This is a genomic window from Limihaloglobus sulfuriphilus, from assembly GCF_001999965.1.
Classification (GTDB): domain Bacteria; phylum Planctomycetota; class Phycisphaerae; order Sedimentisphaerales; family Sedimentisphaeraceae; genus Limihaloglobus; species Limihaloglobus sulfuriphilus.
In genome coordinates this window covers 1,799,854-1,822,771 of record NZ_CP019646.1, presented here as the reverse complement: position 1 = coordinate 1,822,771, position 22,918 = coordinate 1,799,854, and the positions used below count along the sequence as shown (strand labels likewise).

The 22,918-nt window shown below is 46.6% G+C and carries 11 protein-coding genes; 7 read left to right on the top strand and 4 right to left on the bottom strand.

Features of this window, described 5'->3' with window-relative positions:
- The first annotated feature begins 40 nt into the window (after positions 1 to 40).
- From SMSP2_RS06905 to SMSP2_RS06875, 7 genes are all read left to right on the top strand, one after another.
- Positions 41 to 2,098 (top strand): sodium:solute symporter family protein, encoded by a 2,058-nt coding sequence (locus SMSP2_RS06905; RefSeq protein WP_146683253.1) that lies wholly within the window; start codon positions 41 to 43, stop codon positions 2,096 to 2,098.
- A gap of 364 nt (positions 2,099 to 2,462) precedes the next feature.
- On the top strand, positions 2,463 to 3,599 hold the full coding sequence (locus tag SMSP2_RS06900) for a substrate-binding domain-containing protein (RefSeq protein WP_146683252.1): 1,137 nt from the start codon (positions 2,463 to 2,465) through the stop codon (positions 3,597 to 3,599).
- A gap of 41 nt (positions 3,600 to 3,640) precedes the next feature.
- Positions 3,641 to 4,507, top strand: coding sequence for a type II secretion system protein (locus SMSP2_RS06895; RefSeq protein WP_146683251.1), 867 nt, complete (start codon positions 3,641 to 3,643; stop codon positions 4,505 to 4,507).
- A gap of 61 nt (positions 4,508 to 4,568) precedes the next feature.
- Positions 4,569 to 6,488: a hypothetical protein gene (locus SMSP2_RS06890; protein ID WP_146683250.1), complete on the top strand. Its 1,920-nt coding sequence runs from the start codon at positions 4,569 to 4,571 to the stop codon at positions 6,486 to 6,488.
- A 43-nt stretch (positions 6,489 to 6,531) separates the two neighbouring features.
- Positions 6,532 to 8,424 (top strand): fibronectin type III domain-containing protein, encoded by a 1,893-nt coding sequence (locus tag SMSP2_RS06885; protein ID WP_146683249.1) that lies wholly within the window; start codon positions 6,532 to 6,534, stop codon positions 8,422 to 8,424.
- Between the two features lie 70 nt (positions 8,425 to 8,494).
- The gene (locus SMSP2_RS06880) at positions 8,495 to 12,052 is read left to right on the top strand and encodes a right-handed parallel beta-helix repeat-containing protein (protein ID WP_146683248.1); all 3,558 of its coding nucleotides are present in this window, start codon (positions 8,495 to 8,497) and stop codon (positions 12,050 to 12,052) included.
- Between the two features lie 10 nt (positions 12,053 to 12,062).
- Positions 12,063 to 15,422 carry an FAD-dependent oxidoreductase gene (locus SMSP2_RS06875; RefSeq protein WP_146683247.1) on the top strand — a complete coding sequence of 1,120 codons (3,360 nt, stop codon included), beginning with the start codon at positions 12,063 to 12,065 and terminating at the stop codon, positions 15,420 to 15,422.
- A gap of 22 nt (positions 15,423 to 15,444) precedes the next feature.
- Here SMSP2_RS06875 and SMSP2_RS06870 read toward each other — a convergent pair whose 3' ends face one another.
- From SMSP2_RS06870 to SMSP2_RS06855, 4 genes are read right to left on the bottom strand one after another with little or no spacing between them, the layout of a single operon-like run.
- Positions 15,445 to 16,884: a sulfatase family protein gene (locus SMSP2_RS06870; protein ID WP_146683246.1), complete on the bottom strand. Its 1,440-nt coding sequence runs from the start codon at positions 16,882 to 16,884 to the stop codon at positions 15,445 to 15,447.
- A gap of 26 nt (positions 16,885 to 16,910) precedes the next feature.
- Positions 16,911 to 19,793, bottom strand: a complete 2,883-nt coding sequence (locus SMSP2_RS06865) for a right-handed parallel beta-helix repeat-containing protein (protein ID WP_186804908.1) — start codon at positions 19,791 to 19,793, stop codon at positions 16,911 to 16,913.
- A gap of 14 nt (positions 19,794 to 19,807) precedes the next feature.
- Entirely contained in the window at positions 19,808 to 21,163 is a 1,356-nt protein-coding gene (locus SMSP2_RS06860) for an alpha-L-fucosidase (RefSeq protein WP_222566421.1), read from the bottom strand.
- A 12-nt stretch (positions 21,164 to 21,175) separates the two neighbouring features.
- Positions 21,176 to 22,750, bottom strand: coding sequence for a sodium:solute symporter family transporter (locus SMSP2_RS06855; RefSeq protein ID WP_146683244.1), 1,575 nt, complete (start codon positions 22,748 to 22,750; stop codon positions 21,176 to 21,178).
- Between the last annotated feature and the right edge of the window lie 168 nt (positions 22,751 to 22,918).

Below are 22,918 nucleotides of genomic sequence, written 5' to 3'. Positions count from 1 at the left end.
TTTTTTCAAACAAGTCCAACAGTATCAAGAAAGGTCTTAGATGAATCTCAGTTTTTACGACTGGCTTATAGTCTCAGCAGCACTGCTGTTTATAGTTTTTGTAGCTCGATATACTACCAGATATGTTCAGAGCGTATCCGATTTTCTTGCCGCCAGCAGATCAGCCGGCAAGTATCTGCTCTGCATTTCACAGGGAGCCGCAAGCGTAGGGGCGATCACAGTCGTTGGGATGTTTGAGATGTATTATCAGGCCGGCTTTACCGGCTCCTGGTGGACGATGATTACCTCGCCGCTGCTTTTGCTGATAACCGTTTCAGGCTGGGTGACATACAGATTTCGAGAGACAAGGGCATATACCGTTGCCGAGTTGTTTGAACGCAGATACAGCAGGGGGGTCAGGATTTTTGCCGGCATGTTGGGGTGGTTCTCAGGAATACTCAACTTCGGTATCTTTCCCGCGGTGGGAGCCCGTTTTCTGATCCATTTCTGCGGCCTGCCTACTGAGATACCCTATCTGCCGATAGATACTTTTCCTTTAATAATGCTTATACTTCTGTCTGTCGGGCTGCTTTTTGTCTTCACAGGCGGCCAGGTGACTATTATGGTAACAGATTTTGTTCAGGGGCTTTTTACCAATATAGTTCTCATTATAATGGCGGGGTTTTTCTTCTACAGGTTCAACTGGGATATTGTTTTTGATACGCTAAAGGATGCCCCGGTTGATTCGTCCATGATAAATCCATTCAAAACCGAGAAAATCAAAGATTTCAACCCTTCTTTCTTTATAATAACCGCTGTCTCACTGTTTTATGTAAGAAACGCCTGGCAGGGGGCTCAAGGCTACGCGGCTTCTGCGAAAAATGCTCATGAGGCAAAGCTCGGCAGTATGCTCGGCGAGTGGAGAGGGCTTATCTTAACGCTCTTGCTGATGATTCTGCCTGTTGGAGCTTATGTAGTGATGCATAATACCGCTTTTTCCAGTATTGCTGAGCCGGCAAGGGCGGCGCTTTCGAATATCAGCGATGATACGATAAGAAGACAGCTGACAGTTCCTGTAGTGCTCAGCAAATTGTTCCCAAGGGGTATAATGGGCCTGTTCGTTTCGGTTATGCTCATGGCATGTATCTCCACATACAGCACTTATCTTCATTCATGGGGCAGTATCTTTATCCAGGATATCATAATGCCGTTCCGCAGGGAGCCGTTCAGTAAAAAGCAGCACATGATTCTGCTGAAGTTTTCTGTTTTATTTGTCGCTGTCTTTGTGTTCCTATTCAGCCTTCTCTTCAGCCAGAAGGAATACATCCTGATGTTTTTATCCATCACTGCCTCAATATTTGTCGGCGGGGCGGGTTCTTTAATGATAGGCGGGCTGTACTGGAAAAGAGGTACCTCCGCAGGCGCGTACAGTGCACTTGTTATAGGCCTGGTTATTTCAATCGGCAGTATGGTTCTTCGCCAGATGTGGGTTCCTCAGATATATCCCTGGCTGGATAGTTCTGCCCCCGCACTTCTTGCAAATCTGAAATTTGTCATAGAGGGCGTCGCGGCCAGAATCCCAGGCGCCAACTGGGTAGTAGGCCCGGATGAGTTCCCCATAAACAGCCAGTGGATATTCTTCTTCACAATTCTCTCTGCAATAGCCGGTTACGTACTTGTGTCACTGATTGACGGGATTGTATTCAAACGTCCCGCTTATAACCTTGAGAAGCTGCTTCACAGGGGAGACTACGCCGTAAAAGATGACCATGCCCGAGGCGTAACTAAGCCGGCTGTCGGGATAAGGGCACTGCTGCCAAGCAGCGAGTTCAGTTTTTCTGATAAGCTCATATACTATTTTAAACTTTCGTGGTGTGCTGTGTGGTTTACAGTTTTTATAGCCGGCGTTATAATCAATCTTTCAACAGATGTCGCGATTGAATCATGGATGACTTTCTGGAAAATCCATGTAACTGTTATCGTAACTGTCGGCATAGGTACAACCATCTGGTTCTGCGTAGGAGGAATCAAAGACCTCGGGCACTTATTCTCAACGCTTAAAGAGCTCAAAAGAGACGAGTCTGACACGGGCTTTGTCTCAAGGTCCGCCAAGCAATAGGGCAGGTATAATTGATGATGTGTCAGATTTCACTTCGCCGCAAATATTTGGTCTGTGTGAAGTTTGCGTTTGTGCTTTTGAAGCGTGAAGCTAATGCAAAACTTGTATGCGTAGATTGTTTGAGCTTGTGTATTTGATAGTACAGGGGCAATTTGCAAGTTTGCAGCGATCTTATTAATGTTTAGATGTTGACAGGTAAAATATTGTCAATAATACAAATAATGAGTATTTATTTAGCCTTGTTAATTGAATAATCGCATAAATTTGTGAAAAATAGCATTATTGTTTGACATTGTTGCGGGTTTATTGTAAAATCAAATATAAGATTTTATGTAAATATTGTTTTATTGTTTAGGTTAAGTAAATGTCTACATCTCAAGCTACAGAAAGCACTAATGGTCGTGAGATGGTAAAAGATTATATTCTCACGCAATTCAAGGAAGGTCAAAAACTTCCTAAGATACGTGTAATATCCAATAATCTTGGTACCAGTGTTTACGCTGCCGAAAGAGCTTTAACCGAGTTGTCAGCCGAGGGTTACGTTGAAAGACGTCCGAGGTTTGGCAGTGTTCGTATAAGCCGTCCGTCTCAGGATTCCTCTGATTTGTTATTGCCCAAAATTCATTCGATTGCGTTTATGGCAGATGAAATCGAGTCGTTTCTGGCCGCTGAAATAATGCGGGGTGTTGATGTGGCCTGCAGAGAACATAAAATGATGCTGAGCCTGCTTAACAGTGATTACAGCTCAGAAACAGAGAAAAAACTGATTAAGAATCTGACTCATGCAAATTGTTCAGGTGCTGTTGTTCGTGTTGGCGAACACAAAGAAAACCTCCAGATATTGGAAGAGATGGTGCCGGATGATTTTCCTCTTGTTCTTGTTGACAGGAGCGATTTGGATGTACGTTTTCCGTGTGTAAAGATGGACCAGGAGAAGGCCGGCTTCGATGCGACAAATCATTTGATTGAGCTTGGCCACGAACGGATTGCCCATATAACGTACGATTCTTCAGTACGTCCGCTTTTACGTGAGATGCAGAAACGAAAAGAGGGTTATCAGATGGCATTATGTAAAGCAGGGCTGCCGGCCCCTCCGGATTATGTCCAGGAAGGGGCACTTTTCACCGCTGGCGAACATCCTGGGCCGTCTTATTACGAAAGCCTTGGATATGCTCCAATGAACAGGCTTCTTCTGCAGAAGCAGAGGCCAACAGCCGTTTTCCTGTTGTATTTTCACTTTGTGTTTGGCGCTCTAAAAGCCATTCATGACCATGGTTTAAAGGTTCCCGACGATATCAGCCTTATATGTATTGATGATGAGCCTTTAGCGGCACATCTGAATCCGCCTGTTACGGTCTATGCGCAGCCGCTCCGCGAAATCGGTTTTACCGCAGCCGAAATACTTATAGATATGATTGACGGGAAAGACATCAGTGAAAAAACTTTCCGTCTTGAAGGTGAGCTGATACAAAGAGGTTCCACAGGACCTGTAAAAAAATAACAAGTATGTTTAAAAAGTAAAATTATATGAGGTATTATAAAATGAGGAAAAAACGCGCTTTTACACTAATCGAATTGTTGGTAGTAATCTCCATAATAGCCATGCTTATGGCTATACTCCTGCCGGCACTTGGCCGTGTCAGAAAGCAGGCCCAGAAAACCGTGTGTCTTGCGAATATGAGGGGTACCGGGCTTTCGTTTCAGGCTTATGCGGCATCTTTTGATGACAAAATGCCGGTTATTGAATATAACCGTCCGCCGAACATGTCAGCAAACTATTTTCCTGTAAGGGGTTATTATCCTTATTTCGGTCTGCTCAACGTGTGGGGTATGCTGATGGAATACGGGGCCCTGGATCAGGAAAACATGCATTGCCCAGGTGATAAAAACAAGCCGGGCTCTACTTATAACTGGTTTCAGAGACAGCTGCAGAAGGGCACTCCCTTTAACTATTCCATGCAGTACTTCCAGGTAGAACCGCGTTACCCCCTAAACGACAAGGGTGCTCCTATGGTGGATTTCAGCTATTATTATAACTTGAAAATGTACACGGATTTTGATCAGCGAACCGGGCGTATATATCAGCTGCAGTGGGGAAGCCCAAATAAGCCAAAATCCTGGAGAATAAGTGAGTCAAGATATCCTTCCAAGCTGATCCCTTTCAGCTGTCACAATGCTCCAATAGTTACAGGCAGCAACTATATTTATAACGATGTCATGGTTCACGCGACAAACGAAAAGGGCAATGGACACCAGGCGGGTTTTCTTGACGGTCATGCCGAATGGGTGCCGCTGGAGAAAATGGAACCCCGCTCAGTCCAGAATGGTGACCCTGACAACCAGACGTTTGGAGGGTTGAAGAATCTCGACTGGACTAATAACGGCTTTAAAGGTTTTGATGTAAAATAAAAAATCAGTAAATGGTTGCTGATACGAGATATAAATGATGTTTTTAGAAAGGTGTTATGTAATGAAAGCATTCAGAGTTTCTTTTTATATGTTTTGCATGGTTCTTTTCGCCGTATGTCCAGCGATGGCGGCAGAAGAGCTGATAGGAGAGTGGCTGCTTGATAGTGCCGATTCAGGCGGTGTTTTCCCCGACACCTCAGGTTACGGCTACGACGCAGTCGTTAACGGCGCTTCTTATGACTCCGGTTATGGAGGTTTCTACTTTGATGGAGTCGCTGATGATGCGGACGGGGCGGATTATCTTGATATTGCCAATGCAGTTTATCCGTATGATTTTACCAAAGATTTCCGGATCACACTTGATGTTGCAACAGCTGCAACCGGCTGGAGGCCGTTTTTCAGCAGAAGAGCCGGCAGCGGCTGGCAGTCGGGCGACTGGTTCATGGCCTTAAACAATGGTGTTATTACAGGAAATGGTTACGGTGTAGGGACTTACGGGCCCGGTACGACGATTGTTAACGATTTTTTCTGGCACAGCATTGATATGTGGTATGTTTCTGATACTGATACGATATACTGCAATGTTGACGGCAAAGAAATAAACGAGTTTGAAACGAGCCCGTTTAAAAACGGCACTCCTGACAACTCCGGTCATATCTGGATCGGCAACCACAGCAATTATCAGTTTTTTGAAGGCTGGATCAAGAATGTCCGTGTTTACCGTGTGGTTAACGTTGCGTATAACCCGTCACCTGAAATCAATAGTTTTGGAAACGCGGCGGGTACCCAGACTCTTAGCTGGAACAGCCCTGATGCGGCCGTTACATGGTATGATGTTTACATCAGTACAGATGAGGAGTTGGTTGATAACCGTGACGCAAGTGCAAAGGTGGCATCATATGCATCCCAGAACAGTATTGATTACACGCTTCTGGGTGATACAACCTACTACTGGGCGGTTGACTGCTTCTACGATCCTGATCCCGAAGACGGCGTAACTGAACAGGTTCTCTGGGAGGGGCTTTCAGGTGATACCTGGAATTTTACAACGGTTGGCAATTATGCCGTTAATCTTACGCCCGTGACCGGTTCCGAGGGCTTAAGCATCTTTACCCAGTTTGGCTGGAATGTTGATATTGAGGCGGACACCTACAATTTCTATATCGCAAACTCACAGGCAGAGCTTGATACTGCTGTACCTGTAAGTTTCACAGCCGGCGGTACGGAAATATCTTTTGATCCGGGTACGCTGGAGCTGCACAGGACTTATTACTGGAAGCTGGGAGTTGTCAGAGACGGCAGCGAGTATTTTTCTTCTGTCAGGTGGTTCAGGACAGGCGGTGTTGAGACTCTTGAAGATTTCAATGCTTATGCAACGGCAGCAGATGTTCGTGAAGTCTGGACCTGCCCTGTTTATCAGACCAACGAGCTTGATGTAGGGCCGGAATTCAGCAGGTACGCATTAGTTGTACCATTCGGTACATCGGATGTTACCTACAGCAGGACATACGAAACAGCTATCGATTTTACAGGCGTACCGGCTATTGCTTTTGAGTTCCTATACAAGTCCGCGGTACAGGGTGATAACCCCGAATCGTTTAACTTTAAACTCCAGGACGAATCCGGAGGCGTTATAGCTGAAAAGACTGTTGACTCAGTTGATGATTTTATAACTCCCGAAGGCGGCAGTGTAGAAGGCGAGTGGCACTGGGTTTATATTTCACTTGCCGATGCTCCCAACGCTGATCAGGTTAAAAAGATGACGATTTCAGTTCCCGGGCAGTCTGTTGCCGGCGATCTTCGAATCGATACCATTACCCTGAGAACCCCGTATTGCAGCGGTGCTATTGCGGGTGATGTTTACGGAGATTGCGTTATAGATATCCGTGATTTTGCCATCATGGCGGAAAACTGGCTGGAATGTAACAGAATACCTGCCGAAAGCTGCTTTACGTACTTCTTTCAGGCAGATGTAGAGTGAAATCGGTTAGTATAGAACAATAATACACAATGGAGATAAAACAATGAAATTTAAATTGTTTACAATAACGGCTATTCTTATCAGCGGAATATGTTTTGCCGGTGAGCAGCTTATCGGTGAATGGCTTATCAATGAAGGCAGCGGAGGTACCGCCTTTTGCTCACCAGGTTCGTATATGATGACAGATGCCATTCTCAACGGCGGGGAAAACTGGACTACCGATGAAAACGGTACATGGTTCAGATTTGCCGGAACCCAGACTTTTCAGGCCTCGTACGATGTCTTTCCTATTGATTTCAGTAAAGACTTCAGGGTGACTTTTGATTTCTGGACCGGCGGCAACGGCGGTTTGTTGAGTAATGACACTATAGGCTGGGGAGCCGGTGCCTGGAATATTCTTAAACAGAACGGTTATATCGTTATGCAGCAGCACTCAGGCGGCGTGGCTACTGGAAACATCTATTTAGGTGACTGTGATAAGGATGGTGACGGTGTTATCGGTGATGACTGGTACAGCGTTGAAATCAGCTACGATGCCGGTACAAACCAGGTAGGAATGTCGATAGATGGTGTGGAGGATACAGGTGTCCACTACTACGAGGGCGGAACTGGCATTAACCTGTCCAACAGCCTGCAAAGAACAGAGCTTGTCCTTGGCTACCATTCTGTCGGTTACCAGCTGTTAAACGGCGGCCTTCGTAATGTCCGTATTTATCAGACCTTAGAGAAGCCGACCAGTCCTTCGCCTTATAACGGCCAGGCGGCGGTTGTGCCGGGCAGTGTAACACTGAGCTGGGACGACTCTTATGAGGGTTATTCCGCAGGTTACAGCGTGTATATAAGCACTGTGGAAGATGAGATTACCAATAGAAGTGTAACTCCGATTGCTGCCGCGGCAAACAGCGCGGAGGTGACAGTTGACGGCGACAGTGTTTATTACTGGGCTGTTGACGGAGACGGGATCATAGGTGATACCTGGAGTTTCCAGACACAGGGTGCAAAGCCTTACGGACTTCTGCCCGCGGATGACTCGACCGGTATAAGCACTTTCGTAACTCTCAGCTGGACAGAGGATTCCGATGTTGACAGCTTTAATGTTTATATCTCTGATGAGCTTGGAGGCCTCGACAGCGTAACACCTTTCTCTACAACAGAGACATCACTGAGCTTTGCAGCCAACGCCCTTGATCTGTACAGGTGGTATTACTGGAAGGTTGCCGCGGTCATCGATGGTCAGGAATTTGATTCGGCGGTTTCCAGTTTCCAGACTACCGGCGATGAATGGCTCGACAGGTTTGACTACGGAAGCAATGATGCGATTAGGGCTGCATGGGTTCAGCAAGCCGGCAGCGGCTATGACATTGCATGGCTGAGCCGTCCGAATGCCCCGTATAACAACCCTGCATTTGCTAATATTCCGTATGGTCCTGACGGAGCGTCTTCGTTTATAAAGACTTTTGAATCTCCACTGGACTTTTCCAAGGCCGCGAACATGACATTAAGCATTTTCCATGAGGCAGATGGCTTGGTAAACTGCGCACCGTTGACCATCACTCTTCTTGACGAGCAGGGTGGAACGATCATTTCATCGACATACACACCCGGTGATATCTTAAGTGACGACGGTCAGTTCGATGTGAAGGTCTGGTACCGCTGGATTGTTCCGTTCGCTGCTCAGACCGCCGGACTTGACGCGGTCGCGGCAGTTGAGCTGACAGTTCCGCAGTTTGAACCTGCCCGCTGGCTATTTGTCGATACGCTGACAATAACCGTACCTCAGTGTGAAGGCGGCGGACTTGCCGGCGATGCTTACGGCGATTGCCAGATTGATTTAAGAGATTTTGCGGTGATAGCCGGCAACTGGCTTGGCTGCAACCGAATACCGGCAGACAGCTGCGATGATTATTTCTATGAAATTTTCGCAGAGATTGAATAGTTTATTCTTTTTACTAGATCCTGACGCAAGGCGGTCAATTGGCCGCCTTGTTTTTTAGATAAGGCGTTTTATGTATAAAAATATTTTATTTTTGAGCTTGTTTTCATGTCTTTTGTTGCTTTCGGCTTCTCTCGCAGAGCCGGTTGTTTTCTATGTTTCTACAAACGGCAGCAACAGCTGGAGCGGGACTCTACCGGAGCCTAACGCAGCAGGGACTGATGGGCCGTTTGCCACTCTTACAGCGGCGAGGGACAAGGTTCGCAGTCTCAAGTGGGATCAGTGGGGCGGCAGTATGCAGTCACCCGTTGAGGTTCAGGTACGCGGCGGCGTGTATTATGAATCGGCAACCTTTCAGCTTTTTTGGTACGATTCGGGCTCAGAAAATTATCCTGTTACATACAAGGCCTACGCAGATGAACAACCTGTCTTTTCCGGCGGCAGGGAACTGCCGGAGTTAACAAATGTCTCGGGTGAGAATTATTATTCCGCGACTGTTGCACAAGCCCAGGATCATAAATGGCTTTTCAGACAGCTCTGGGTCGGCGATAAACGTTATACACTGGCAAAGAGCCCCAATACCGGTTATTTTTATGTTGCGGGTATTCCCGAAAAACCCGATGGGCTTGATGAGTACTGGGAAAACTATTGGCAGTGTCATCATTTTAATTATCATGACTACGATTTGAAGATGTGGCCCGGTCTTTCCGATGGAGATATAAATCTTCAGGTTTTTTCGCTCTGGGAAGTGCAGACAGTTGTTCTGGGAAGCGTTACTCCCGCATCTAAAGAGGGTTATACGGAAAGCCACGTACTCTGGGGGCTGAATCCCAACGAGGAGATAACTGCAGGCGGAATAGTAAAGCGTTATTTTGTCGAGAACGCTCCCGATGCAATGGACACATCAGGGGAATGGTACATGGACCGAAATACCGGATTGTTAAAGGTTATCCCGTTTGCCGATGAGGACTTAAGTTCTATGACGGCGGTTGCACCTGTTACGCAGAGAGCCTTAGAGATTACAGGCAACCCCGACGCAAATCAGTTTGTGGAGTATGTCAGTCTTGAAGGTTTAGCATTCCGGCATTACGCCGCTCCGCCGCTTGGACGAGGCCAGTCAAGCGGTTACCGGTCTAATCAGGGTGCGGCAAACCACCCTGCTTGTGTACAGATCGACGGAGCCAGGTATGTCAATATAATCGGCTGTGAAATCTCTCGCAACGGAACGCACGGAATACAGCTGGGCCGCGGCTGCACGAATAACAGGATTGAAAAATGCCATATATACGATGTCGGCGCGGGCGGCATATACATCGGTGAAAGAGTGCATACTAATGCCGGTTACAGCCCGGGCGATTATGGACGTACGGGAAGCAACACTATACATAACAATTATATTCATCACGGCGGCCAGGTTGTTCAGTCGGGTATGGGTATGATTATCGGCCAGTCGGACGGGAATACTGTAACTAACAATGAGATTTCATATTTTAAACAGTCTGGTATCCAGATAGGCTGGAACTGGGATACTTCTACAAGCTATTCTCATGACAATAATATAAGTTTCAATCATATCCACCATATAGGGCTGAATATATCAAGCGATCTTGGCGGCATATATACTGTTGGTGAAAATCTCAATACCACCGTCAATAACAATCACATTCACGATATCTTTTGCTGGATGGAGGGCAGCGGCAAGGGCCTTTATCCCGATGAGAATACAAAAGGTGTAACATATCAGAATAATGTGGTATATGAAGTAGGAGCGTATTGTCTTGGTGTAAACTACTGCCGTGATATAACTCTGCGGAACAATATCTTTGCTTCCGCCTACGGCAAGGCACCATTCATGTTCGGGCACAGGGCTGACGCGAGGATCACGAATAATATATTTTATTACTACTTTGGAAATCCTTACAGCGATAACTACGATCATATTTCTCCATCCTGGTTTATTGAGTGCGACAATAATATCTACTGGAGGCAGGGCGGTAAGCCGGTTCTGTTCCAGAAACCAAGCCCTGATGGAAGCACTGTTACAGACAGAATTAGTTTTGAACAATGGAAGAGTGAGACGGGTTTTGACAGTAACTCATATGTGACAGACCCGATGTTTACTGACCCGGCGAAAGGTGATTTCAGCTTCAAAGAGGATTCTCTCTATGCCGAGATAGAATTTGATCCGATAGATACCTCTCTTGCGGGCCTTACTGGTGGTCAAAGCTGGAAAAGCCTGCCATCTCAATACAATACGGAAAAATCTCAGCCGCTTTTCTACGAGGAGTTTATAAGCTCAAGAATGACTACACGCACAGTGGCCTTCTCAAAGGACGGATTTGCAAGCGGATTCGAGTATAATGTGCCGGGCAACAGGCCGAAGGGTGCAGAAGTAACCGGCCCCGCAGTAACAGTAAGTGATGATAAAGCCGGCACCGGAACCTATGCGGTCAAGGCAGTATCGACCGGAGGCGAGCAGGCGGGTTTTGTCTATGATATGTATGATCCGATAATCTATAACGGAACAGTTCGCTTTTCATGTGATTATTATCGGGAAGCCTCTGCCGCGATAGAATTCGCTTTTACTGACTCTGCTGACCGTGGTGAAATTGTACTGGACAGCGAAGGCAATCTGAAAGTAGGTCAAACTATACTCGCTTCGACGCAGCATGGTAAATGGTATAAACTGAATCTGACTTTCAATGTCGGCAGAAGCAGCGACGGCAAATGCCGGATATCTTTAAGTGACTTCAGCTCAAATGTTTGTGATGAAGTTGTAAATATGCCGTTTAAACCGGATTCTCTTGAAACGGTTTCAATAAAGTCACTTATCGGAAATTCAACGTTTTATATCGATAATCTTGTTGTTAAGAAGATCGGCGGCGGGGCAATGAGCTTTGGTAACGGCCTTCGGACAGACAATGTGGATTATGCTGTGTTTGTATCCGATTATGATAACTGGCACGAAGATGTTGAACTTTTTGATGGACATTTTCTGGTCTTTGACGATCTGTACAGCCTGGCCGGCAACTGGCTTTCCTATAATCCGCAGATAATAGCGGCAGCATGGGATTTTGCCGGCGGAAGCGGGCAGCTCTGTTATTCAAATGTCATGGGCGGAGGAGATTTGAGCCTGACCGGCGAAGAGAGCTGGACTGATGATGGTTTTTTATTTTCTGATACCGCTTTTTTTTCAATATCAAAGGATGCTCCAGGCAGCAATCTGGATTTTTTAAAAGATTTCACTGTTGAGGCGTCTTTCAAGACAACCCACACCGGGACTAATACCATCTGGTCACGTCTTAATACTGTCTGGGAGCCGGGGTGCAAGCAGTTTGTCGTCAAGAACGGTAAAGTTTTTTTTGATTGCGGCTGGGTTGGGACGGTGCCCGGCAATATTATTGTAAATGACGGCCAATGGCATACAGCCTCTGTATCTTATGATAAGGCCTTTAACCGTATTGATATTTATGTTGACGGCGAGCTTGATGTAAGCAGTGTTTTAAATGTCGATCTGACGAGCAAGCCGGATAATTATGATTTTTTTGTAGGATGCCAGGCGGAGCTTGAAACCGGCGGCAGAAACGCACCTTTCAGAGGAATCATAAAAGAGGTTTTAATATACAATTAAGGCAATAAGTATGCTTAAAAGGTCAGTTTTATTTTTATTCTGTGTTTGCGCCTTTTCCGGGGCATGGGCTGATTCAATTTATATCAAAGAATCAAGGCGCGAAATACCTGTTATTAAAGAAGTTGATTTGCTTGTGGTTGGCGGCAGTTCGACAGGTGCAGCAGCAGCAACTCAGGCAGCGGCTAACGGGGCGAGAGTTTTTTTAGCCTCTGAAAGACCGTATCTCGGCGCTGATATATGCCGCAGTCGAAATCTCTGGACTAAAAGCCGGCCCCGCACTGAGTTAAGCAAAACAGTATTTCAATCTGGTTTAGATCTTTATGCAGGATGCAGCTATAAGTACACAGCAAGTTTTGAATCGAGCAGCAGGCATCCTGATACACCTGTGCCGTCATTGCTTAATGATTTTTCTTACGGAGACCCGGCTAAGGATTCGGTTCAATACAATTCAAGTGTTGTGATCAATATTGACCTTGATGATATTGAGCAGGTAAGCAATGTATGCCTGTATGCTTATCAGAGATCAGGGGATTTTGTGACATCCGGTTATGATCTTTCCGCGAGCATTAACGGCGAAGATTGGGAAGATATTTCCAGGGTGGTCAATAAACAGATTTCCGGTAATACAGACAGGGTCGAGCTTGGAATAGACAATAATTTTCGGGCCCGCTTTCTGAAACTTCACATTCACAAGCCATCAAATGCCGGCAGGATGCTGCTTGGTGAAATAACGGTTGAAACAAACAGTTCGGCTGATGATGCCCTCAATAGAGCTTTAAGGCCGTTAGATGTGAAATATGCTCTTGATAACCTGTTATTGGAAAACGGCGTGGATTTTCTTTACGGATGTTATCCCACAGAAGTTTTAAAAGACAGCCGCGGGAGGCTTTGCGGAGTCGTTTTTTCAAATCGTGCCGGGAGGCAGGCTGTTATTGCCGATACTCTAATTGATGTTTCACAAACTTCAGTTGTTGCCAGGCTTGCCGGAGCAGAGTTTGAGCCTTTTGCCGGCGGCAGGGTGAGCTGTGACCGGGTAGTGATTGGAGGCGAAGGCGTAAAAAGCGATATAGCTCATGTCGTAATGCCTCAAAAGATAGAACAGAAATACAACGCCGTGCGGTATATGTTTGATATCAATGTTGCGGAAGATAGTTTTACACAATACTGCCTCGCTGAACAGCTGGCAAGGGATATGACATGGCTGCGGGGACAGGTAGATGCGTCTGAATGTCTATCCGGCTTTCCTTTCTCCCGGCCCCTTATGCAGGGTAATGATGAATTTAAAAGTCTTATGCCCGCCGGTATTGACAATCTCTATGTTATTCAGTCTGCCGAATTTTGTGATGATAGCGTTGCGCAATTTGAGATTGGTGAGAGGCTCGGTATGAGAATCGCTGCTGAGGCGGAAGGAGCGGCCCGGTCGATAGATTTAAATAGTATCTCGGTTTTTAACGGGAATGAGAGTAAAGCCTCTGATGAGGCTCTAAGAGTTGATGTAAAGGAGTTTCTCAACGGGCCAAGGACATTTGATCAGCAATTCAAAACGGTTGTGTCAGAAAATGTAAAGCTCAAACTTGTCGATGGTTATGATGTTGTTGTGATTGGCGGCGGTACCAGCGGTGCGCCGGCGGCTATCGCCGCGTCGAGAAATGGAGCTAAGACCCTTGTCGTTGAATACCTTGATGGTTTAGGCGGTGTAGGGACGAGCGGTTTGATCGGGCGTTATTGTCTTGGTATAAGGAAAGGCTTTACCGAGGAAATAGACCGCGGAATGGCCGAACTTGGCGGTTATGATTACCAGATAGATAACGAAGGCCTTGGCACGCCCTGGGACATAGAGCTGAAAAAAGAATGGTATCGAAGGCAGCTTCGAAAAAACAAATGTGATATCTGGTTTGGTGCCATCGGCTGCGGGGCACTGGTTGAAAATGGTCATGTCAAAGGTGTGATCGCAGCAACACCGTACGGCAGGGTGGCGGTTAAGGCAGATGTAGTGATTGATTCTACAGGCAACAGCGACATCGCCGCGGCTGCCGGCGCCTCGACTATTTATACCGATGCAGATACCGTAGAGGTTCAGGGCACGGGTCTGCCGCCGCGGACGCTTGGTGCACGTTACACCAATACAGATTACAGTTTTGTGGATGACGGTGATATGCTTGATGTATGGCGTATGCACGTTTCTGCAAGGAAAAAATTCAAAGGCAGCTATGATATTGCACAGCTCATTGATACGCGTGAGCGGAGGCGAATCCAGGGGCGTTTTATTATAAGTCCGGTTGATATCTACAATCAGAGGACTTATCCTGATACTGTTGCCCGCGTTTACAGCAATTTTGACACTCATGGCTATACAACGCATCCATTGTTCAATCTAAAAACGCCGGAACACGGCGATTTCATATACGCCAATGTACCCTATCGCTGTATGCTGCCCGTTGGCCTTGAGGGGATAATCGTAACAGGTCTGGGTATAAGTGCCCACCGCGACGCCGTGCCGATATTACGAATGCAGCCTGATGTTCAGAATCACGGTTATGCCGCGGGCTGTGCCGCTGTATTAGCCGTTAAGAGTGGGGTGCTGCCCTCGGACATTGATGTTCATAAAATTCAGAAGCAGATGGTTGAAATCGGAGCTTTGCCGCGGGATATTATTTCTCAGCAGGATAGTTTTCCGCTGCCGCAAAACGCAATTAAAGAGGCTGTCAATGATGTGAGAGATGAATATAAGCGAGTTGAGCTGCTGATTAGCGACCCGCAAAGAAGCATACCACTGCTGCGAAAGGCCTGGAATGAGTCAAAAAGTAATGATAATAGGCTTAAATATGCTCATGTTCTTGCTATGCTTGGTGATGATACGGGAATTGATACTTTGATTGAAAAGGTGGATAATACAGCCTGGGATCCAGGTTGGAACTTTACGGCAGGAGGACAGTTCGGAAGCACGTTCAGCAAACTTGACAATTATATAATCGCGATGGGATATTCTAAGAATACAAAAGCTATTGATGCCATTATTGCCAGAGCGAAGACTCTTGATGCTTCCAGTGATTTCTCGCATTTCTGCGCCCTTGCGAGGGCCTGCAGCAGCTTTGAGGACAAAAAACTGGCGCCGCTTCTTTATTCTCTTCTTCAAAAAGAAGGCATTAGAGGGTACGCTCTTAATGATAAGTCAGAGCTTGATGAGTTTAACTCCAGATATTTCGGCAGCAAAGAGATAAGAAATTTAAATCTGCGTGAGATACTGCTGGCCAGAAGCCTGTACCAGTGCAGTGACCATAAGGGTCTTGGCGAGAAGGTTTTAAAAGAATACAGCGCGGATTTTCGCGGGCATTATGCAATCTGTGCCAATGCCGTGCTCAATGAATAATTGCAATTTTAGAAGATTCCGGTTATTCTGACCGTTCAAATCGTTCGGGAATGGTTTTCTTCCAGTCTAAAAGTTTTTCTTTGAGTTTATTTGTGATTTCCGGGTATTTGGCCGCGATATTATTTTTCTCGGCCTGGTCTTTGGGTATGTTGTACAGCTCAACACTGCTCCCGTCAGGATTACAAAGAAGTTTCCAGTCGCCGTCACGAATTGCCAGCTGCGGCGGATTATAATCCTGATTGCCCACAACCTCGTATTTCCATTCCCAGTATATCTCCCTATTTCGCTTGCGGTCAGAGCCGAGCCATATATCGCTGACGTCTTCGCCGTCAAGCTGCGTGGTGTCGGCTGGTTCTGTATTGGTCAAAGATGCCAGAGTAGGCATCAGGTCAACGCCTGTCCAGACATTATCAGCGACCCTGCCGCGGGGAATCTTCCGCGGCCATCTGACTATGCAGGGAACCTTTATGCCGCCTTCGTAGATGCTGCGTTTTCGTCCCCGGCTAAGCCCTGGGCTGCCAACACCTGCGTTGGCAGAATCACCAACGTGATAATCCTCCGGCCCGTTATCAGAGGTAAAGACTATCAGCGTATTATCAGACAGGCCGTTTTCGTCAAGATAATCGAGCAGTCTGCCTAAAGCCTTGTCTGTACTGGTCATTGAAGCGCAGTAAACTTTCATCTGTTCTGTGAAATCTTTTGCCTTGTGTCCGTATTCGTTCATCCATGATTTGAAATCCTCAGGGTCGGCTTTGAGGTATTTATATTCAGAGAGTTCTTCGTCTGTCGGCTGTAAAAGGCCATGCGGGACAAGCGTCCAAAGGTTCAGATAGAAGGGCGTGTCTGAGTTTTTATGTCTCTCTATGAAATCAAGAGCATCATCAACGATCCAGTGGCTTGCGAGGGTTACATGGTGTTTTGTCGAATTGAAACGCTTTATATAAGAGGGGCTGGCGGATGCATCATGTGTCACCAGCCATTCATCAAAACCGTAATTTGAAGGCGGGCTTTTTATATCTCTTCCTTCAAGATGCCATTTGCCGATATGCCCCGTTGTGTAGCCTGCTTTTTTCATTAGATCTGCGAGAGTAAAAGCGTCATGGTCAAGATAGTCAGGGACTCCGTGTTCAATGTTAAAATCCTCTTTGAGGTAGATGTGATGAACATTGTTTCTTGCCGGGTACCGGCCGGTCATAAACGCCACTCTGCTTGGTGCGCAGACCGTGGCGTTTACATAAAACTGCGTGAATCTGGTGCCTTCTTCGGCTAATCGGTCTATATTTGGTGTCTTAAGGTATGGGTGACCGTATGAAGCCAAATCCCCCCAGCCCTGATCGTCTGTGAGGATAAAGATAATATTCGGTTTTGAGTTTACAGAATTTCTCTTTTGTAATGTGCCGCATGATGCGATCAAGCCGGTTCCGGCCGCTATCGAAAGTTTTAAAAAATCTCTGCGTTTCATAGAATAATCCTTTCACAAAAATAATCTTATTTAATAGGGCCTGCATTTTCGAGGTATATTGGTTTGAATCCGGCCTTCACCGCCGGCGAATCGGCGGGCATTGTGAAATCCCGGTTTTGCGGGTCTTTAAACAGTGGATTGGCGAACATGCCGTTCTGGTCGTGTCCCATATTCTGCCAGTCGCCTATCCAGCCGTGAGTCATGTCCACAAACTGGAGCGGATAAGTACCCCGGGTTATCCAGTAGATGTTGTCAGTGAATTTGTAAAGCCCGTTTGTCCAGCTGCCGTTTAATACACGGCCGCCGGTAATCCAGAATATATTCCTGTCAAGCCAGAAAGACTGCTTTTCGTCTTCCCGCAGACGCCTGACATAATTAACCCTTGCATCAGCGAAGATGTTGTTCCTGAAGATGTTGTTGTATCCGTGATGGTGCTGATATGCACAATCCCCTACTCCGTAGACGATGTTATTTTCAAAAAGAATGAGCTGACTGCCTTCATCGGTATAAAGCCCGTGAGCGTTTTTAACATCGTGAATGAAGTTGTTGCTGATCACGGTGCCGGGCTGGAGGCCGAGTGTGTATATGCCGGCGCCGTCAAACATAAGCTGCATATTGTCGCATATCTCATTGTAGCTTACAAAGGTGTTCTTCTGTGAAGTAGGGGCGTAACCCCAGTTGAAGCCTATGGATATTCCAATATAAGGCAGGTCTTTGATTAGATTGTGCGTAATGCTCGTTCCATCTGCGTAGGCATCAAAAACGCCGACGCAGCTGTGCATAACCTGTGCGGCTTTAATAATCGTATTTGAGCTTATTCTGTTTTTGTAAGGCGCATCAGAGGGGTCCTGCCAGTCAACATTGAACCAGATTTCATTGCTGCAGGGTTTCATTCTCTGGCCGACCATTACGCCGTTTCCAGCTATGTCATATATATCACAGCCCAGAATCATGTTTTCGCGGGTGCCGCGTTTCAGGCCGATTCCGTGGGCTCCGGTATGGGCGAGCCTGCAACCGTCAAATTTTACACCTTCGGCATACTTGAGCTCTATCGCCGCGGGAAGACCTTTAGACTGAATCTTGCCCCATTCACTTCCCCAGTGGCCTGACTGGCCTTCATTGAAGCCTTCCTCGGGGAGGAGCCATTTTGTATATTCAAAACTGATACCTTCTATAATCAGGTTCTTGACTGGGTTGTTTTTGGTGCCTTCGATTACGATGAGTTTATCTGCAATCGGGGCGGTGAATTCGCATCGGTTCGGGTTTTCTCCCTTGGCGGCCATATAGAAGAGCGTGCCGGTTTTCCTGTCGAGGAAATATTCCTGGGGCTTGTCAAGAAACTCTATCGAGTTCTGCAGGTAGAGTTTTCGTCCAACCTGAGCATCAAGTGCGCCGTGGCCGATGTATCCGATCGGATTTTCCGCTATCAGGTTGGCCTTTTCCAGTGATCTAATTTTCGCTATCGATTCTGCCCACAGATGAAGAACAACTATTTCGCTGTCCCAATAGTCTCCTTCTGGTAAAGGATTGGGAAGTACAACGGTGTCTTTTTCCTCATTGATATCGACTATGTACAGATATGAGTCATCTATGTTCGGGTATCGGGCAATTGTCATTCGCCTGCCATCCTTGAAAAGGTCTCTGAAAAGCCACTTGCCGGATTTGACTTCCGGTATGTGTGTTTTCCAGAGATTTCCCTTGACCCTTTGCCAGTCTGATATTGTTCTGCCGCCGCTGATTAGCGGAGAGTGGCCCGGATATGCCTTGTATGTTACAGTGTAACGGATGTTTCCACCGTCAGATTCTATGAATGTTAAAGGTTCAGTAATGTTGTAAGTGCCGTCTTTTATGTAAACCGTTATGTTATTTTTCAGCCCGGCGGCCGTCAGTTCACGAACAGCCTGTTGAGCTCTTTTGATTGAGAAGAACGGCTTTCGCTTTGTGCCCGGGTAAGTGTCTTTGCCTTTGACTGATACGTAAAAATCAGTCGTTATTTTATAGTCGGGATGGACGTACATGGTTCCCCATTGGCGGGGTTCGGTGCGGTAGTCCCGCTCTCCTGCCCACCATGATTCATGGTGGAATCTGCCCCAGTTCTGCGGTGCGGTATCATAATAATCCAGGTCCTGAATACCGATATTAAGTCCCATTTTAACTATACCCATTTGGGGTGACCAGAAAATCTCTTTATTCTTGTCAACCTGCAGGCATTGCGGGCTGACCATCCATTCAGCGATATAGCCCTTTTTGTCAGGTTTGACTTTTGTAACAGCCTTCATTGCCCCTGAACGGATCCACTTTTCGTGGTTTTCCCAGGCAATTGGGCTGTCTCTCTGCTCGCCCTGGATCAGTCCGCCTTTACCGATGCCGCCAAGCAGGGATTTTGAATGGTTGCACACGACCTGCCAGCTTCGGGCATCGCCGTAATTAAATTTACCCGACTCTTTTGGCCAGGTGTAGCTTGCGTTTATCAACAGTTCCACGCCGTCGCCGAACCAGGGAAAACCGGCTTTAGTTAAATCATGCACGTGATCCGGATTCTCATCGGGCGCCCACCTGTCAGTCTCTATGCCGTAGAGAACGTCATCTGTAATATCAAACGCAAAGAAAAGGTTTTCCCCGTCGTGTTTTATGAAACATTTAACTGACAAGTCAGCATGCTTTGCTGCACCAGAGCTTACAAACTGCTCATTCCAGCCGCCAACTCCTGTAATCAGAGAGGCGTCGTCATATTCACCTTTGGACAGGATGCCGTCGAGCTTAGGCGTGCTTCCGCGATATACATCAATATAACGCGGCCATTCTCCCGCCGGAACGGTGTGAATTGCTGCAAGAACCAATATAAGTAAAGCAGCGCGGCTTAGTGATTTAGCAAATATTAGCTGAGATGATAGTTTTCTGCTTTTCATAATATTTTCTTTAATCATTTTGAGAGTTTTATTTTGAATGTATAAGCATATTCACATGGGAGATTGTTCGGCCCTAAAGATGAAAGATCAACAACTATTCCATTGCCGGCCTCTTGCCAGGGCAGGGCAGTCTCTGTGCCCAAAAGTTTTATTTCTGTGTCTTTTGGGCAGACTATACTATCGAGTTTCAGCTGTTTGCCGGGCCATTCAAGGCAGATTGCATATAAGTAATTCTCTTTTTGAGTAAAACGAATAGAGTTATTTGATTTCAGGCCTTTAGCAGGGGCTGATGAGTAGATTGCTTCTCCGTTGACTTCAAGCCACTTTCCAATGTCGATAAGTCTCTGCTGCATTATCACTGGTATGCGGCCGTCGGCGGTCGGGCCGACGTTGAGCAGAAAGTTACCCCCGCTGCTTACAAGTTTTATGAGCATATGAATCAGCTCTTGTGAACTCTGGTAATCCTCTAATGATTCATTGCGGTTGTACCCAAAAGAGCTTCCGATGCCGCGGCATTCTTCCCAGGGTTTCTCTTGAGTAAGCTCAGTCCCGTGGACATCAACTTTGCCGTATTCGGTGGTGTAGTAGCCGCCGTGTCTGCTGCGGCAGTCCTTGCCCCAGCGGTCGTTTACTACCACCTCATCTTTAACGGACGACTTGTTGAAGAGCCATGCAAGAAAGCTCTCGCTTTTCCAATCGCTGCTGTGGTGGTTCCATTCACCATCGGCAAAGATAAGTGCGGGCTGATATTTTTCAACGAGCTCAGTGAGCTGAGGGAGCATATGGTTTTCGACGTATTTACTTAAGTCATTTTTATATAGAGGGTTAAACCATTCGTAAAGTGAATAGTAATAACCCATCTTTATTCCCCGGCTGCGTACGGCTTCTGTGAGCTCTCCAAGCAGGTCCCGGCCTGAACCGAGATCGACAGAGTTCCAGCCGAAACTGTGGGTGCTGGGCCATAGGCAGTATCCCTCGTGATGCTTTGACGTTAAGACAACGTATTTGGCCCCTGAGCGATTAAACAGCTCTGCCCATTGCTGAGGTTCAAAGAGTTCGGCCTTAAAATCAGCGGCGAAATTCGGGTACTGGAAATCTTCGCCGTACATCTCCTTGTGGAATGCCCATGTTTCTGCTGATTTGTTCTGCATTGAGCTCCAATACCACTCGGCGTATTTGCCTTTTGGGCCCCAAGCCGGTACAGAATAAACTCCCCAGTGTATGAAGATGCCGAATTTCGCATCTGTGTACCAGGAAGGGCAGGGCCTGGCATCAAGGCTTTCCCATTTAGGCTCGTAAGGAGTCTGAACTGCTAAGCTGCCGCAAATAAAGCATACAGCTGTTGTAAAGAGCAGGGTTTTCATAAACATTGTAGTCTCCTTTTAATTAAATATCAGATAAAGAGTGAACATTATGATAGCAAGGATCAGCCACCACGTCCAGATGCCTTTTGTGTTTTTATTGGTGTTCTGCATTGCTTCACGCAGTGAGTGGAATCTCTGGCCTGAATCTTTGCCGGTTATGAGTGATATCACAACCATAAAAATTATAAGTCCTGCGAATATAAGGAACGAGAGGAACATAAAATGCGGATAGAAATCTTTGCTCGGCCAGCCGGCGAGGTTGCAGATGCCGATACCCACACTTGCGATACTTCCGATTATCAGTGTCAGCAGTGCGCTGATCTTGTTGGCGCCTCTCCACAGCACCCCGACAATGAAGACCGCCGCCAGAGGCGGGGAGAGGAACTGAATAATACTCAACAGTTTCTCGAAAAGGTTCTTGTCCGGAATTTTGGCTATTGAGAGTGAGACAGCAATGGCAATAAGGGCTCCGGCGAACGTCACTACCTGTCCTATACGCTTTCGCTGCAATTGAGTAGAGTCGGGCTTGAATATTTTGCAGTATATATCGAGAGTAAATACCGTACTCAGGGAGTTAAGCCCCGAGTCAACGGTACTTATAAGTGCCGCTATAAGCACAGAAACAATCAGACCAATCATTCCGTGCGGCAGATACGTTGTCACCATTGTCATATATGCCTTGTCCGCATCTTCAAGGTTCGGGTGGAGCACTTTACACATTATGCCGGGGACAAAGAAGATAAAAGGCACGATAATCTTTAAAAACGCCGCGAAGACGCAGCCGAGCTGTCCCTCTCTGGCGTTTTTACCGCCCAATACCCTCTGCACTATTGTCTGATCGGTGCACCAGAACCAGATTCCGCCGACAGGGTAGCCCAGGAGCACAGCATACCATGGGAATTTCGGGTCGTCTGCCGGCCGCAGGAGTGTCCAGTAGTCCTCTGGTACAGAGGTTACAAGTTTTTCAAAACTGCCTATTTTGACGAAAGCTATGATTGTCAGGATTGTAGAGGCCAGGATCATCAGAATTGATTGAAATGAGTCTGTGATAACCACGGCGGCCAAACCGCCTGTAATTGTAAAGCTGGTTGCTATGATCACCAGGAACACAATGGAAATCCATATCGGCCAGCCCATTATCTGGCTCAACAGCAGTCCGCCGGCATAAAGAGTGCCTCCAAGCCACAGTACTATCGTCGCAAATAGCGTGTAACAGGAAAGATACGTCCGGCAGGTAGGGCTGAACCTTTTTTCGAGGAATTCGGGCATTGTGCTGATATTTGTATTCATATAATGCGGAACGAACACCATAGCAAGCAGCATCAAAAACCACCACGCCAGCCATTCCATGTTGCTTGCCACCATGCCGGATGCATAGGCTACGCCGGCTGAGCTGATCATCATTGAAGGGCTGACGTTGGTTCCGAATATGGAAAGGCCTATATTGGGCCATTTCAGCGATCGCCCCGCCAGAAACAAATCGTCAGTGTGTCTGTCTCTAAAACTTACCCAGAAACCAAGTGATAGAAGTGCAATTATATAAAGGACAATAACACTGAAGTCTATGAAGTTTAACGCTTGTGATATTTCCATTGAGTGTTCCTTAAAACATAATAATTGTCAATTATACATAGTTCTTACTACTGCGAATGGTATTTACGCAAGTTTCTATTGTTCTTGCTGGAGTTATTCTATATTCGGGTGCAGATTATTCAAGGAAATAAATATTGTTAATGAAAAAATCTTGACAATTATTTTTCA